The sequence below is a fragment of the Pseudomonas sp. 2725 genome (assembly GCF_050434585.1).
GTDB classification, from domain to species: Bacteria; Pseudomonadota; Gammaproteobacteria; order Pseudomonadales; family Pseudomonadaceae; genus Aquipseudomonas; species Aquipseudomonas jessenii.
In genome coordinates this window covers 822120-836815 of the sequence record NZ_JBNDIV010000001.1, presented here as the reverse complement: position 1 = coordinate 836815, position 14696 = coordinate 822120, and the positions used below count along the sequence as shown (strand labels likewise).

The 14696-nt window shown below is 60.1% G+C and carries 12 protein-coding genes; 5 read left to right on the top strand and 7 right to left on the bottom strand.

Annotated features, from left to right (window positions below; all coding sequences use genetic code 11):
• Positions 1-7 precede the first annotated feature (7 nt).
• Positions 8-2953 carry an HD domain-containing phosphohydrolase gene (locus ABIE16_RS03935; protein WP_218494467.1) on the top strand — a complete coding sequence of 982 codons (2946 nt, stop codon included), beginning with the start codon at positions 8-10 and terminating at the stop codon, positions 2951-2953.
• Here the strand turns inward: ABIE16_RS03935 and ABIE16_RS03930 are convergent, their stop codons facing one another.
• Both ABIE16_RS03930 and ABIE16_RS03925 read right to left on the bottom strand, forming a co-directional pair.
• Positions 2954-3436: a GAF domain-containing protein gene (locus ABIE16_RS03930; protein ID WP_057713828.1), complete on the bottom strand. Its 483-nt coding sequence runs from the start codon at positions 3434-3436 to the stop codon at positions 2954-2956.
• Positions 3433-4323, bottom strand: a complete 891-nt coding sequence (locus ABIE16_RS03925; RefSeq protein WP_057713827.1) for an ATP-binding protein — start codon at positions 4321-4323, stop codon at positions 3433-3435. The genes ABIE16_RS03930 and ABIE16_RS03925 overlap by 4 nt, the downstream gene beginning before the upstream one ends.
• Before the next feature lie 123 nt (positions 4324-4446).
• Between ABIE16_RS03925 and ABIE16_RS03920 the strand changes: the two genes are divergently transcribed.
• Complete coding sequence (locus tag ABIE16_RS03920; RefSeq protein ID WP_422775620.1) at positions 4447-6810, top strand: hybrid sensor histidine kinase/response regulator; 2364 nt, start codon at positions 4447-4449, stop codon at positions 6808-6810.
• Here ABIE16_RS03920 and ABIE16_RS03915 read toward each other — a convergent pair.
• The 3 genes from ABIE16_RS03915 to msrB all read right to left on the bottom strand — a co-directional run bounded on the left by ABIE16_RS03915 (position 6794) and on the right by msrB (position 8328).
• The gene (locus ABIE16_RS03915; RefSeq protein WP_057713825.1) at positions 6794-7255 is read right to left on the bottom strand and encodes a MarR family winged helix-turn-helix transcriptional regulator; all 462 of its coding nucleotides are present in this window, start codon (positions 7253-7255) and stop codon (positions 6794-6796) included. The two genes, ABIE16_RS03920 and ABIE16_RS03915, sit on opposite strands and share 17 nt — an antisense overlap.
• The gene (locus tag ABIE16_RS03910; protein ID WP_429520593.1) at positions 7252-7737 is read right to left on the bottom strand and encodes a glutathione peroxidase; all 486 of its coding nucleotides are present in this window, start codon (positions 7735-7737) and stop codon (positions 7252-7254) included. The genes ABIE16_RS03915 and ABIE16_RS03910 overlap by 4 nt, the downstream gene beginning before the upstream one ends.
• A 195-nt stretch (positions 7738-7932) precedes the next feature.
• Entirely contained in the window at positions 7933-8328 is a 396-nt protein-coding gene (gene msrB / locus ABIE16_RS03905) for a peptide-methionine (R)-S-oxide reductase MsrB (protein WP_057716578.1), read from the bottom strand.
• A gap of 226 nt (positions 8329-8554) precedes the next feature.
• On the opposite strand from msrB, the gene ABIE16_RS03900 reads away from it, so the two are divergent.
• The gene (locus tag ABIE16_RS03900; protein WP_007973513.1) at positions 8555-9766 is read left to right on the top strand and encodes a pyridoxal phosphate-dependent aminotransferase; all 1212 of its coding nucleotides are present in this window, start codon (positions 8555-8557) and stop codon (positions 9764-9766) included.
• A gap of 316 nt (positions 9767-10082) precedes the next feature.
• A complete protein-coding gene (gene htpX, locus ABIE16_RS03895) occupies positions 10083-10973 on the top strand; it encodes a protease HtpX (RefSeq protein ID WP_007973520.1) in 891 nt (296 codons plus the stop codon).
• A gap of 181 nt (positions 10974-11154) precedes the next feature.
• On the opposite strand, the gene ABIE16_RS03890 is transcribed toward htpX, so the two are convergent.
• On the bottom strand, positions 11155-11811 hold the full coding sequence (locus tag ABIE16_RS03890; protein ID WP_340313493.1) for a thiopurine S-methyltransferase: 657 nt from the start codon (positions 11809-11811) through the stop codon (positions 11155-11157).
• 102 nt (positions 11812-11913) lie between these two features.
• On the opposite strand from ABIE16_RS03890, the gene ABIE16_RS03885 reads away from it, so the two are divergent.
• Positions 11914-12681 carry a DODA-type extradiol aromatic ring-opening family dioxygenase gene (locus tag ABIE16_RS03885; protein ID WP_150812295.1) on the top strand — a complete coding sequence of 256 codons (768 nt, stop codon included), beginning with the start codon at positions 11914-11916 and terminating at the stop codon, positions 12679-12681.
• A 219-nt stretch (positions 12682-12900) separates the two neighbouring features.
• On the opposite strand, the gene ABIE16_RS03880 is transcribed toward ABIE16_RS03885, so the two are convergent.
• Positions 12901-14574, bottom strand: coding sequence for a DEAD/DEAH box helicase (locus ABIE16_RS03880; protein WP_007973525.1), 1674 nt, complete (start codon positions 14572-14574; stop codon positions 12901-12903).
• Positions 14575-14696 lie beyond the last annotated feature (122 nt).

Here is a 14696-nt window from a genome sequence, read left to right as displayed (position 1 = left end):
ACCCGCAATGCCTGACCCACTGCGCACGGATCCACGTCGGTTTCCGCTGCATGTCCATATCAGCGTGATGTTCACCTTTTTGCTGTTGCTGACCGGGGCGGTGCTTGGGCTTTTCAACTACCGGCAAACCACACAGATCATCTTGTCCAGCAGCGAAAAACTCTTCAACCGCATTGAGCAGGATGTCCGCCTGGACCTGCACGCGACCTATGACCCCATTCGTCATCTGTTGAGCCTGCTGGCACTCAATCCGGCGGGCCAGTCCCCTGATCTGGAACAGCGCCTGGCACTGCTCGAACCGTTCAGCCAGTCACTCGAGGACAACCCCAACCTGGCTTCACTGTACCTGGGCTACGACAATGGTGACTTTTTCATGGTCCGCCCGCTGCGCACCCCGGAGGTCAAAGCCCTGGTCAAGGCTCCGGACACGGCGGTTTTCCAAGTCTGGAGCATCGAGCACGACAGCAACGGCCAGCCCCACTCCCAGTCGTTGTTTTTCGACCGGAGCCTGGCACTTGTCAGCCGTCAGGACAACCTGAACGACACGTACGACCCACGCAACCGCGCCTGGTTTACCAGCGCCCGCGGCGACAACGACCAGATCACGACCGAACCCTATATCTTCTTTTCCACCCACAACATCGGCACGACGCTGGCACGACGCAGCGGCGACAAGGCAATCCTGGCCGCCGACCTGACTCTGGCCGAACTCAGCGCGACCCTGGCCAAGCACGTCGTGACCCCCAGTACCGAAATCGTGCTGTTCGATGCCGAAGGCAATGCCATTGCCTACCCCGACAGCCGCAAGCTGATCATCGATGATCAGACGTCCCGCCTGGTCAAGGCGGCGGACCTGAGCCCCGGCCTGGACGCGTTGCTCAATAGTCCCCCTCAGGGCAGTCGCCTGAACGCCAACGGCCGGCAGTGGATCGTGGCCCGCAGCCGCATGCAGGAAGGCGGCCCCCAAGGCCTGCAATTGGCGCTGCTGGTACCGGAAGACGAGTTGCTCGTCGACGCTTACCGGATGCGCTGGCAGGGTGCGCTGATTACCCTGGCAACCTTGCTGTTATGCGTGCCGTTGGGTTGGCTGACATCAAGAATCCTGGTCAAACCCTTGCGCGCCCTGGTGCAGGAGGCCGATGCGATTCGCAGTTTCGATTTCAATTTTCCGCTTTCCCGTCGCTCGCCGGTGCTCGAAGTCGACCAGTTGAGTGTGTCGATGGCACGAATGAAAGACACCCTGGCGAGCTTCTTCCAGATCACTGACAGCCTCAGCGCCGAAACCCGTTTCGCCCCGCTGCTGGAACGGGTGTTGTTTGAAACCGTGAAAATCGGCCAGGCCCAGGCCGGCCTGATCTATCTGCGCGAAGGTGATGGCCAGCACATGAAACCCCACGGACTGGTCATCAATAACACCGCCGAGAACCTGCAAGACTTCGACATCCGCGGACACTCGCTCGAGAACCCGCAAAGCCCCCCATGGCTGCACCAGTTGGCCAACGTCGACAATGTCGTCAGCAACCTGGGGTTCGAGCAGGCGGGTGATCTGCAGAAAATCCTGCTCGCGCTGGAAAGTCCTCGGGTCCATCTGATCGGGATCCGCCTGCACAATCGCCACAACGAAACCGTGGGTCTGCTGGTGTTGCTCTTGGCCGACAGCGGCGAGCAGAGCGATCTGGACAAGCTGCGGCCGGACCGCATTGCGTTTCTCCAGGCGGTGTCCGGCGCGGCTGCCGTGTGCATCGAAAGCCAGCGCCTGCAAGCCCGGCAAAAACAGCTGCTGGACGCCTTCATTCAACTGCTGGCCGGCGCCATCGACGCCAAAAGCCCCTACACCGGCGGCCATTGCCAGCGCGTGCCGGAACTGACCCTGATGCTCGCCCAAGCGGCGGCAGCGAGCCAGGAGCCCGCCTTCAGCGCCTATCAGCCGACCGAAGATGAATGGGAGGCACTGCACATCGCCGCCTGGCTGCACGATTGCGGCAAGGTCACCACCCCGGAATATGTCGTCGACAAAGCCACGAAGCTGGAAACCCTGACCGATCGTATCCACGAAATCCGTACCCGCTTCGAGGTACTCAAGTGCGATGCCTGGATCAGCTACTGGCGGGGCATTGCCTTGGGCGGTGACGAGCAACCGTTGGCGGAACTGCGCAATGCCAGCCTGGCCGGACTCGATGATGATTTCGCCTTCGTTGCCCGCTGCAACCTCGGCGGCGAAGCCATGGCCGACGCTGACCTGCAACGCCTGCGCCGCCTGGCTGAACGAACCTGGACCCGGACCCTGGATGACCGGCTGGGCGTGTCCTGGGAAGAAAACCGGCGTCAGGCCCGAACGCCCGCCCCCAACCTGCCCGTCAGCGAACCGTTACTGGCGGACAAACCCGAGCACCTGTTCGAACGCAGCGAAAACGAAGTGATACCGCAAGACAATCCCCTGGGCTTCAAGCTCGACGTTCCGCCCCACAAATACAACCGGGGCGAGTTGTACAACCTGAGCATTGTCCGGGGCACCCTGACGAGCGAGGAGCGGTATGTCATCAATAACCACATCGTTCAGACGATACTGATGCTCAACCATCTGCCGTTCCCCGAGCACTTGCGCAGCGTCGCGGAAATAGCCGGCGGGCACCACGAAAAAATGGACGGCACCGGGTATCCGAAACGCTTGAAGCGAGAAGAAATGAGCTTGCCGGCGCGGATGATGGCGATTGCCGATATTTTCGAAGCGTTGACGGCCGCCGACCGCCCCTACAAAAAAGCCAAGACCTTAAGCGAGGCGCTGGGCATCATGGCGTTCATGTGCCGTGATGCCCACATCGACCCGCAGCTGTTCGGGCTGTTCATCAAGGCACAGATCTATTTGCAGTACGCCAGGCGCTTCCTCGACCCCGGGCAGATCGATACGGTGGACGCGTCGGGCCTGCTGACCAAGGCCGGCCTGGCGTCTTGATCAGCAGTCGGTCAGGCGCAGGAAAATCGCCGCCAGCTGTTCGATTCCAGCCTGGTCCTGCGCGGTGAAGCGCGCGAGTTTCGGACTGTCGAGGTCGAGCACACCGATCAATCGGCCGTCCTTGACCAACGGCACCACCAGTTCGCTGTTCGAGGCGCTGTCGCAAGCAATGTGACCGGGAAAAGCGTGCACATCTTCGACTCGTTGAGTCTGCAGGGTGGCTGCCGCCGCCCCGCAAACGCCACGACCGAACGGAATCCGCACGCAAGCGATCTGCCCCTGAAACGGGCCCAGCACCAGTTCTTCATTACGGTTGAGGTAAAAACCGGCCCAGTTCAAATCATCGAGTTGATTGAACAGAAACGCCGAGAACTGTGCGGCATTGGCGATGAAGTCCCGCTCGTCCGCCAGCAATGATTCCAGCTGCGCGTGTAGCATGCCGTAGCCTTCGAGGCCCTGGCCGCTCTTTTGTAAATCGATCATGCCTTGTGCTCCAACAGTTTCAGCCCGACCCAGTAACGGGCAAATTGATAGGCGCAACGCCCATTGCGGTTGCCTCGGCCGGTGGCCCAACGTACCGCCAGAATGTCCAGTTCTTCGGTGCGCTGCCACGCCAGTCCGGCCTTGCCGGCCAACTGGCCGATCCAGTGCTCGACGACGTCGAGGAAGTGTTCCTGGGTAAACGGATAGAACGACAGCCACAGGCCGAAGCGGTCCGACAGTGCGATCTTGTCTTCCACCGCCTCACTCGGATGCAGTTCGCCGTCGACCCGTTTCCAGTTTTCGTTGTCACTTTCCTTTTCCGGCACCAGGTGGCGACGGTTGGACGTGGCGTACAACAAAACGTTGTCCGGCGCCTGTTCCAGGGAGCCATCAAGGACGCTCTTGAGCACTCGGTAATCCCCCTCGCCCGACTCGAACGAGAGATCATCGCAAAACAGCACGAAACGCTGGGGCAGTTTGCCGATCTGTTCGACCACCCGCGGCAGGTCTGCCAGGTGATCACGTTCAATCTCGATCAAGCGCAAACCGGCGTGAGCGTGTTCGGCCAACAAGGCGCGCACCAGCGACGACTTGCCGGTGCCGCGCGAGCCCCAGAGCAAGGCATGGTTGGCTGGCATGCCGTCAAGGAATTGCCGGGTATTGCGCCCAAGCTGCTCGACTTGCCGGTCGACGCCGATCAGGTCCGACAAACGCATGTCGAGGCTGACCTCCAGCGGCATCAGATAACCGCCGCGCGACTCACGCTGCCAGCGCGCGGCCAGGCATTGCGTCCAGTCGATGGCTGGCCGTGGCGCCGGCAGCAACGGCTCGATACGGGCCAGAACGGCATCAGCGCGTTCAAGAAAAGCATTCAATCGGGAATCCACGACTTCTCCTCGGGCACGTTCACAGTAATGATGGTGATACAGCGACGAAACACAGCGTCACACAAGCGGCTACCCCCGCGGTACAGCCCTCGCTAGAACATCAGCAGGCAGGCATGATCGACTATGCTTGAGCAGCGAAAGGAAACGGAAGTGGTTCACCCCCCCATGGACATCAAATTCACCAACCGGCTGTCATTCAAGCAAGCCCGGCTTACCGTGCTGGTCGGTTTCATTCTGGGCACGCTGCTCAGCCTGCTGCAAATAGGCATCGATTATGCCAGTGAAGACGCCTCCATCAATCGTGAAATCCTTTCATTGCTGGAAATCAGCCACAACCCGGCCTCGCGAATCGCCTACAACATCGACGCCGAACTCGCCAAGGAACTGACCCTGGGCCTGCTGCGCTCGCCAGCGATCATTAGCGCAAAGCTGATCGACAACAACGGCACCGTGCTGGCCAACGTCAAGCGACCCGGTGTGGAAAACGGTTACCGGATGCTCAGTGACTTCCTGTTCGGCGCCAGCCGACAGTTCGAAGACCGGCTTTACCTGGATAATTTACCCAACGAATCCCTGGGTACGCTACGGCTGAAAGTCGATACTTACTCCTTCGGCAACCGGTTCCTGCGCCGGGCCGAAGTGACCCTGCTCAATGGCTTCGCCCGCAGCCTGCTGCTGTCCGGCATCCTGCTGGCGCTGTTCTATGTGATGCTGACCAAACCCCTGGTGAGGGTCATCCGTGAACTCAGCGGTCGCGACCCGAGCAGCACCGAGGCGACCTCGCTGGAGTGTCCCGCCGGGCACGCCAATGATGAGATCGGCGTGCTGGTCAAGGCTGCCAACCAGCAATTCAGGAACATCGCCACCGAAATCCAGCAGCGGCGCAATGCGGAAAACCGCCTGACCGAATATCTTGGCCAACTGGAAAACATCGTCTCGGCCCGCACTGCCGAACTCAAGGCGATCAACGACCGGCTGAGCCAATCCAACGAGGAACTGGAAGCCGCCCGCAGCACAGCACTGGACATGGCCGAAGCCCGCTCGGTGTTCCTGGCCAACATGAGCCATGAAATCCGCACGCCCCTCAATGGCTTGCTCGGGATGATCGCGCTATCCCTCGACGGACCGCTCAATGCCGAACAACAGCAGCAACTGTCGATCGCCCATGATTCGGGCAAAGTGCTGGTGGAATTGCTCAACGATATTCTCGATTTGTCGAAGTTCGATGCCGGCCAACTCGAACTCGAACACATCCCCTTCGACCTGGGTTCGCTGATCGAAGACACCGCCAACCTGTTGTCGCAGAACGCCGCCCCCAGCGTCGAACTGACCTGCCTGATCGATCCGCATTTCCCGGCACTGGTGCTCGGCGATCCGACCCGGGTGCGGCAGATCGTCAGTAACCTGCTGTCCAACGCCCTCAAGTTCACCCGTTTCGGGCGGGTAGACGTACGCCTGTCGACGTTTGGCGACGGCGTCAGAATCGAAGTCTGCGACACCGGCATCGGCATCCCTCAGGAGGCGCAGGTCAAGATCCTCCAGCCTTTCACCCAGGCCGGTGCCGGCATTACCCGTCAATTTGGCGGCACCGGGCTGGGCCTGGCCCTGACCTATAACCTTTGCGAAGCCATGCAGGGGCGTCTGACCATCAGCTCCGAGGCGGGTTTTGGCAGCCAGTTCTGCGCGGAGTTGCCATTACCCAGCCATACCCGTGCAATGCCAGCTGTTTCGCTCAGGGGCAAAGTCATTGCCATCACGGCCGCCAGCAGCGGACTGGGGGAACTGTTGAACAGCCTGTTGCCTGTCTGGGGGCTGGACTATGAACGGCGTTCCATGGATGACCCATTGCTTGGCCTGGCAGCCGACGTGCTCATCACCGACTGCCCCGAATGCCTGTTCAGTTTGCGCCCCACCCTCAGCGCGCCAATCCTGCTGATCACCGCGTATGGCAACTTCATGCCCAGCGAAGAGGTCAACGCACTCGCCCCCTTGCAACAGCAGGCCCGCCCTTTGGCCCGCAGTATGCTACTTCAAACGTTGCGCAGGATCCTGCAACCGCAAACCCAACCGGTCAACGAGGCTCGACTCGACACACAATGCCCGCAACGTCGCGGGCGCGTGCTGTTAGTGGAAGACAACCCGGTCAACCAGTTGGTGGCCAAGGGCATGCTCGGCAAACTCGGCTGCGAGGTCACCACCGCCGCTCATGGTGGCGAGGCACTGGATCAACTCGAGCAACGGGATTTCGACCTGGTGCTGATGGACTGCAACATGCCGGTAATGGACGGCTATGAAGCCAGCCGGCAAATCCGCCGCAGCGGACGCTGGCCCCAACTGCCCATCGTTGCCCTGACGGCCAACGCCATGTCGGAGGAGCGTGAACGCTGTCGTGCCGCGGGCATGAGCGACTACTTGGCCAAACCCTTCCGGCGCGAAGAACTGGCCGCCCTGCTGGACCTGTGGATCCCCGCTATGACAGCGCCTTGATCTGCCCCAACAGGTGATCGAGGCCATCGCGCAATTCGTTGAGACGATTCAGATCGACCCCGCTGTCGCACAACAGGCGCGCCTTGAGTGGCCCAACCTGTTCGCGCAAGGCCGTGCCGGCTGGCGACAGGCTCAGGTGCACTTCACGTTCATCGCGCGCCGAACGCTGACGCTGCACCAGTTGCAGTTGTTCCAAGCGCTTGAGCAAGGGTGTCAGCGTGCCGGAATCCAGAGCCAAACGCTCGCCCAATGCCTTGACGGTCGGTTGCTCCGGGGTCGCTTCCTGCCACTCCCATAAAACCAGCATCGCCAAGTACTGAGGGTAAGTCAGGCCCAACTGATCGAGCATTGGCTTGTAGCCGCGAATCACCGCCCGGGATGCCGCGTACAGCTTGAAGCACAACTGGCTGTCGAGCTTCAGGGAATCGACTGACAAGGTGTTCATTTGAGCAGGGCTTCGATCTCGCGGGTCAGGTCCTGCGGCTTGGTCGCCGGAGCGAAGCGCTTGACCAGTTGCCCGTCCTTGCCGATCAGGAACTTGGTGAAGTTCCACTTGATGCCCTGGGAACCCAGCACCCCCGGTGCGCGCTTTTTCAATTGCACGAACAGCGGATGGGCATCGGCACCATTGACGTCGATCTTTTTGAACAGCGGGAAGCTGACACCGAAGTTCAGCTCGCAGAACTCGGAGATCGCCCCTTCATTGCCCGGCTCTTGATTGCCGAACTGGTTGCAGGGAAAGCCGAGCACCACCAGGCCCTGGTCCTTGTAGGTCTGCCACAGCTCTTCCAGGCCTTTGTACTGCGGAGTGAAACCGCACTTGCTGGCCGTGTTGACCACCAACACGGCTTTGCCGGCGAAATCCGCCAGAGTCTTTTGCTCACCCTTGATCGTGGTGCAAGGAATGCTCAGCAGGTTGTCGCTCATGTTTGAGGTTCCGATTGAATGGAAGAGATAACAAAATAGCGAGCAATTGAATTGTGTGCAATTTAAATTATCGAACGCCAATCCACTGTAGGAGCGAGCTTGCTCGCGATGGACCAGAGAACAACTCGGGGCACCAGGCTTCCCGCGTTATCGTTGACGACCATCGCGAGCAGGCTCGCTCCTACAGGGCTCGCATTACACGCGCGGCACGAGGTCCAGGCACACTGAATTGATGCAATAGCGCAGGCCCGTTGGCGGCGGGCCGTCGGGAAAAACGTGCCCCAGGTGCGCGTCGCATTTGGCGCAGACCACTTCGGTGCGGATCATGCCGTGGCTGACATCACGGATTTCGGTCATGGCGCTGTCGCCGATCGGCGCGTAGAAGCTCGGCCAGCCGCAACCCGAGTCGAACTTGGTTTTGGAGTCGAACAGCGGCTCGTTACAGCAGATGCAGTGGTAGATACCGTCGGTCTTGGTGGCGTTGTACTTGCCGGAAAACGGTCGTTCGGTGCCTTTGAGGCGGCACACGTTGTACTGCTCCGGGTCGAGCATCGCCTTCCATTCTTCCAGGGTTTTTTCCAACTTTTCCATCATCACACCTCAGCGGCTGAAAAAGCCCGATCTGTACCTTTTCCACGGATCGGGCGGCACGTATGATTGCGCCTCGTCAAACGCCAGTCTGGCAGCCAGACCACGCGCATTCAAACGGAAATATGGGTGCTGCATCTCAAGGCGTCAGGCCTGTGTGAATACGCAGGATTCCCAGCACGGCTGCCCAAACGCCGTCTGGATCGTTCATTTTCGGGAACACATCGCCATGCAGGTCAGCAAATCGAACAAGCTCGCCAACGTCTGCTACGACATTCGCGGCCCGGTGCTCAAGCACGCCAAGCGCCTGGAAGAGGAAGGCCATCGCATCCTCAAGCTGAACATCGGCAACCCGGCGCCCTTTGGTTTCGAAGCACCGGATGAAATCCTCCAGGACGTAATCCGCAACCTGCCGACCGCCCAGGGCTACAGCGATTCCAAGGGCCTGTTCAGTGCGCGCAAGGCCGTCATGCAGTACTACCAGCAAAAGCAGGTGGAAGGCGTCGGCATTGAAGACATCTACCTGGGCAACGGCGTTTCCGAACTGATCGTGATGTCGATGCAGGCCCTGCTCAACAACGGCGACGAAGTGCTGGTGCCAGCGCCGGACTATCCGTTGTGGACCGCAGCGGTGAGCCTATCGGGCGGTAACCCGGTGCATTACCTGTGCGACGAGCAAGCCAACTGGTGGCCAGACCTGGCCGACATCAAGGCCAAGATCACCCCGAACACCAAGGCCCTGGTGATCATCAACCCGAACAACCCGACCGGCGCGGTGTACTCCAAAGAAGTCCTGCTGGGCATGCTGGAACTGGCTCGCCAGCACAATCTGGTGGTGTTCTCCGACGAGATCTACGACAAGATCCTCTACGATGACGCCGTGCACATCTGCACCGCCTCCCTGGCGCCGGACCTGCTCTGCCTGACCTTCAACGGCCTGTCCAAGTCCTATCGCGTGGCCGGTTTCCGTTCCGGCTGGATCGCCATCTCCGGCCCGAAACACCATGCCCAGAGCTACATCGAAGGCATCGACATGCTGGCGAACATGCGCCTGTGTGCCAACGTGCCGAGCCAGCATGCGATCCAGACCGCCCTGGGTGGCTATCAGAGCATCAATGACCTGGTGCTGCCCCAGGGCCGCCTGTTGGAGCAACGCAACCGCACCTGGGAGTTGCTCAACGACATTCCGGGCGTGAGCTGCGTCAAGCCGATGGGGGCGCTGTATGCATTCCCGCGGATCGACCCCAAGGTCTGCCCGATCCATAACGACGAAAAATTCGTCCTCGACCTGCTGCTCTCCGAGAAGCTGCTGGTGGTTCAAGGCACCGCTTTCAACTGGCCATGGCCAGACCACTTCCGCGTCGTGACCCTGCCCCGTGTCGATGACCTGGAGATGGCCATCGGACGCATTGGCGGCTTCCTCAAGTCCTACCGCCAGTAAGCGATCTGTCACCGTGCGACGTTCCCGAACGTCGCACGGTGATTCATCCGGCAACATTTGTTTGCATTGCGCCACTGACAGTCGCCTTGACCGCTGCCGGATCGCGCCTTGCCTGCTCGCGCCTAACAAAGGCGGGGCCTTCGACATGAATTGACTGACAAACACTTCCCGCATACTTGTCGGAAATACCCTGCAAGCAGCTAGACTGTTGCCGTAGGACACAGTTTGAAATAGTCACCCGGTTGAATACCCCGGTGCAGCACCTTATATACCCCGCAGTACGCCACATCTTTAGCATGAGGAGATTTCTACAACCATGATGCGCATCCTGCTGTTCTTGGCCACTAACCTGGCGGTCGTGCTGATTGCCAGCATCACCCTGAGCCTTTTCGGCTTCAACGGGTTCATGGCGGCCAATGGGGTTGACCTCAACCTCAATCAGCTGCTGATCTTCTGTGCGGTCTTTGGTTTCGCAGGTTCGCTGTTCTCGCTGTTCATCTCCAAGTGGATGGCGAAGATGAGCACCAGCACCCAGATCATCACCCAGCCACGCACCCGTCACGAGCAATGGCTGCTGCAAACCGTCGAGCAACTGTCTCGCGAAGCCGGGATCAAGATGCCCGAAGTCGGTATCTTCCCGGCCTACGAGGCGAACGCCTTCGCCACCGGCTGGAACAAGAACGACGCATTGGTCGCGGTCAGCCAGGGATTGCTCGAGCGCTTCTCGCCGGATGAAGTGAAAGCCGTCCTGGCCCACGAAATCGGTCACGTGGCCAATGGTGACATGGTCACCCTGGCGTTGATCCAGGGCGTGGTGAACACCTTCGTGATGTTCTTCGCACGGATCATCGGCAATTTCGTCGACAAGGTGATCTTCAAGAACGAAGAAGGCCAGGGTATTGCCTACTACGTGGCGACCATCTTCGCCGAACTGGTTCTGGGCATCCTGGCCAGCGCCATCGTCATGTGGTTCTCGCGCAAGCGTGAATTCCGTGCCGACGAAGCCGGTGCAAACCTGGCCGGCACCGCCGCGATGATTGGCGCCCTGCAACGCCTGCGGGCGGAACAAGGACTGCCGGTGCACATGCCCGACACCCTGAACGCCTTCGGCATCAACGGTGGCATCAAGCAAGGCTTCGCTCGCATGTTCATGAGCCACCCGCCGCTGGAAGAGCGCATCGACGCTCTGGCTCGTCGTCGGGGCTGATACACCCCACAGCAAAGCAAAAGGCCCGCAGCGATGCGGGCCTTTTTTTATCTGCAGATTGCCGCGGTGCTCATTCTGGCCTCATCGCGAGCAGGCTCGCTCCCACACAGGTTCTGAGTCGCACACAAATTCACTGTGGGAGCGAGCTTGCTCGCGATGAGGCCAGTACAGCCAGCCACTATTACCGACTGGAAACCCGATAAACCCGCTCCTCAAGCCGCGTGACACCCGCCTCCAGGAATTTCCCGCTCTCGCTCAACACATCCTGATCTTCCAGGATCTTCAGCGCCCATGAGTCCCCGAACAACCGCCGCACCTCATCATCGAGCACAGCAAACGGCGGGCCGGACATTTGCGCTTGGTCATAGTCCAGGGTAATCACCAGGCCGTGGGACTCCTTCGGCAATATCCGCTTCAAATGGGCGGCGTAGCGCTCTCGCATTTCCGCCGGCAGCGCGATCAACGCCGCGCGATCATAAAGCGCGGAGCAGTCGGCCACATCGCCTGCCGTCAGCTCGAAGAAATCGCCGCACCACAGCTCAATGGAACCTGCCCGATAAACCTTGAACGGCCCCTGCTCACTGATGGCCGGATCAAAGCCATGTTCGCTGAAAAACTCCTCGATGGCTTTTTCCGACAGTTCGACCCCCAAGACCTCATGGCCTTGATGGGCGAGCCATAGCAAATCCAGGCTTTTTCCACATAACGGCACCAACACGCGTGTGCCTTCTTCAAGGCTTAACGCCGGCCAGAACCGCTTCAGATGAGGGTTCACCTGCGGCAGATGAAAGCCGATCTGGTTCGCCGCCCATTTCTTGTGCCAAAACTCCGGCTGCATAAATAACCCCGAAAATTCGATCAAAACACTCTAAAACTTATATTAGATTTAGATTAATGATCTGACTGAAGATGTTGCATCTTAACTCTCAGGAGCTCATTCATGTTCCCCAGCCTGTACATATCCCACGGCTCCCCCATGCTCGCCCTGGAACCCGGCGCCAGCGGGCCGGCACTTGCCCGCCTGGCCGCCGAGATACCGAAGCCCAAGGCCATCGTGATTGTTTCCGCGCACTGGGAAAGCAATGAGCTGCTGGTCAGCGGCAATCCACAACCGGAAACCTGGCATGACTTCGGCGGCTTTCCCAAAGCCCTGTTCGAAGTCCAGTACCCGGCTCCCGGTGACCCACGACTCGCCGCCGAGGTTGCCGAACTATTGAAAACCGCTGGCTTTGCTGCACGTATCGACAGCAATCGGCCTTTCGACCATGGCGTCTGGGTGCCTTTATCGCTGATGTATCCGCTGGCAGACATCCCGATTGTCCAGGTCTCATTGCCCACCCGTGGCGGTCCCGCCCTGCAGACCCGTGTTGGCCACGCGCTGGCCAGCCTCCGCGAGCATGGCGTCCTGCTGATCGGCTCCGGCAGCATCACTCACAACCTGCGGGAACTGGACTGGCATGCCGGCCCCGAGAGCGTTGAGCCCTGGGCCCTGGCGTTTCGCGACTGGATGATCGACAAACTCGCAGCGAACGACGAAGCCGCGCTGCACGACTATCGCGCGCAGGCGCCAAACGCTGTACGCAATCATCCGAGTGATGAGCACTTGTTGCCGTTGTACTTTGCCCGCGCCGCTGGCGGGCAGTTCAGCGTTGCTCACCAAGGGTTCACCATGGGGGCGCTGGGCATGGATATTTACCGCTTCGGCTGACAGACAGACCTCGTCGCGACCTTCGTCGGAACGCCGCCCGGAGCAAGCCCGCCCCCACATTTGATCGCATTCTTTCTGAAGTAACGCGGTCGCCTGTGGGAGCGGGCTTGCTCACGAAGGGGCCACCGCCACTCTTCAGCCGGACTTGAACTGCAGGCAAAAAAAATCCCCGAACCAGTCGGGGATTTTTTATGTTCGATCAATCAGCCCGAGAGCGGATCAATCTTCGCGGTAGCGACGCAGCTTCAACTGCTTACCGGCAACGCGAGTGTCCTTCAGCTTGGTCAGCAACTTCTCCAGACCATCTTCCGGCAGCTCGACGAGGCTGAAGCTGTCACGCACCTGGATGCGACCGATCGCTTCACGCGCCAGGCCACCTTCGTTGAGGATGGCGCCCAGCAGGTTCTTGGCGGCGATACCGTCACGCGCGCCCAGCGCGGTACGGCAACGTGCACGACCTTCGCCCAGTGGCATCGGAGCGCGACGCTCGCGGTCACCACGCTCAGGACGATCACCGGAACGCTCTGGACGATCGCCACGCGGTGCATTGTTCGGCACCAGTGGACGCTCTTTCTCGATAGCGGCCAGGTTCAGCGCTTGACCGTTGGTAGCCTTGCGCAGCAGGGCTGCGGCCAAGGCACGCGGGCTGCAACCGATGTCGGCGGTCAGGCGATCGAGCAGATCACCGTGGGTCGATTCGGCTTCAGCCACCAGCGGCGACAGGCTGTTGGTCAGCTTCTTGATGCGCGCATCCAGAACGGCTTGAGCGTCCGGCAGGCGAACTTCAGCAACCTTTTGACCGGTTACACGCTCGATCACTTGCAGCATGCGGCGCTCACGCGGAGTCACCAGCAGCAGTGCACGACCTTCGCGACCGGCACGGCCGGTACGACCGATACGGTGAACGTAGGACTCTGGATCGTACGGCATGTCAACGTTGAACACGTGAGTGATGCGCGGAACGTCCAGGCCACGAGCGGCAACGTCGGTCGCCACAACGATGTCCAGACGGCCATCCTTGAGGGAGTCGATCACGCGCTCACGCTGGTTCTGGGCGATGTCACCGTTCAGCGCAGCGGCTTTGTAGCCTTTGGCTTCCAGGGCACTGGCCAGATCCAGGGTCGCTTGCTTGGTGCGCACGAACATGATCAGGGCGTCGAAATCTTCCACTTCCAGCAAGCTGAGAACGGCCGAAGTCTTCTGGTCAGCGTGAACCAGCAGGTGAGCCTGCTCGATCGCGGTAACGGTCTGGGTCTTGCTCTGAATCTTGACGTGCTTCGGATCGCGCAGGTGGCGTTCGGCGATGGCACGGATCGACTGAGGCAAGGTAGCCGAGAACAGTACGGTCTGACGGGTTTCCGGCATGGCCTTGAAGATAACTTCCAGGTCGTCCATGAAGCCCAGCTTGAGCATTTCGTCGGCTTCGTCGAGAACCAGGTGGTTCACGGTCGCCAGTACTTTTTCGTCACGACGCAGGTGGTCGCACAGACGGCCCGGAGTGGCGACAACGATTTGTGCGCCATTACGGATTGCTTTCAGTTGTGGGCCCATCGGCGCGCCGCCGTAGACAGCCACAACAGTCACGCCCGGCATTTGCTTGGCGTAGGTTTCGAAAGCGGTTGCAACTTGTAGCGCCAACTCACGAGTTGGGGCCAGGATCAGAGCTTGCGGCTCGCGCTTGGACGGATCAATGCGGTGCAGAATTGGCAGGGCAAAGGCAGCGGTTTTACCGGTACCGGTTTGCGCCTGACCAATCATATCGTGACCGGCGAGAATGATCGGGATCGACTGCTGCTGAATGGCCGAAGGCTCTTCATAGCCGGTAGCGACTACTGCAGCGACAATATTTGGATGAAGTTCAAGAGCGGCGAAGCCGCCGATTTCCTGGGTCATGGGTCTGCCTCTAAGTGCATCCGCAAAGACCCATGCTCCAAAGCTGCACATGCCGTGTTGAGACTCAAGAGTCGCCCTGGCAGCTTTGTCGGCGGGGATTTGCGAAAACGAATGAATGAAAA

What these genes read in the sequence shown, in the direction of transcription:
- ABIE16_RS03935 (WP_218494467.1), top strand. Translation starts at nt 8, where the DNA reads ATGCCTGACCCACTGCGCACGGATCCACGTCGGTTTCCGCTGCATGTC.
- ABIE16_RS03930 (WP_057713828.1), bottom strand. Translation starts at nt 3,436, where the DNA reads ATGATCGATTTACAAAAGAGCGGCCAGGGCCTCGAAGGCTACGGCATG.
- ABIE16_RS03920 (WP_422775620.1), top strand. Translation starts at nt 4,447, where the DNA reads ATGCTTGAGCAGCGAAAGGAAACGGAAGTGGTTCACCCCCCCATGGAC.
- ABIE16_RS03915 (WP_057713825.1), bottom strand. Translation starts at nt 7,255, where the DNA reads ATGAACACCTTGTCAGTCGATTCCCTGAAGCTCGACAGCCAGTTGTGC.
- ABIE16_RS03910 (WP_429520593.1), bottom strand. Translation starts at nt 7,737, where the DNA reads ATGAGCGACAACCTGCTGAGCATTCCTTGCACCACGATCAAGGGTGAG.
- msrB (WP_057716578.1), bottom strand. Translation starts at nt 8,328, where the DNA reads ATGGAAAAGTTGGAAAAAACCCTGGAAGAATGGAAGGCGATGCTCGAC.
- ABIE16_RS03900 (WP_007973513.1), top strand. Translation starts at nt 8,555, where the DNA reads ATGCAGGTCAGCAAATCGAACAAGCTCGCCAACGTCTGCTACGACATT.
- htpX (WP_007973520.1), top strand. Translation starts at nt 10,083, where the DNA reads ATGATGCGCATCCTGCTGTTCTTGGCCACTAACCTGGCGGTCGTGCTG.
- ABIE16_RS03890 (WP_340313493.1), bottom strand. Translation starts at nt 11,811, where the DNA reads ATGCAGCCGGAGTTTTGGCACAAGAAATGGGCGGCGAACCAGATCGGC.
- ABIE16_RS03885 (WP_150812295.1), top strand. Translation starts at nt 11,914, where the DNA reads ATGTTCCCCAGCCTGTACATATCCCACGGCTCCCCCATGCTCGCCCTG.
- ABIE16_RS03880 (WP_007973525.1), bottom strand. Translation starts at nt 14,574, where the DNA reads ATGACCCAGGAAATCGGCGGCTTCGCCGCTCTTGAACTTCATCCAAAT.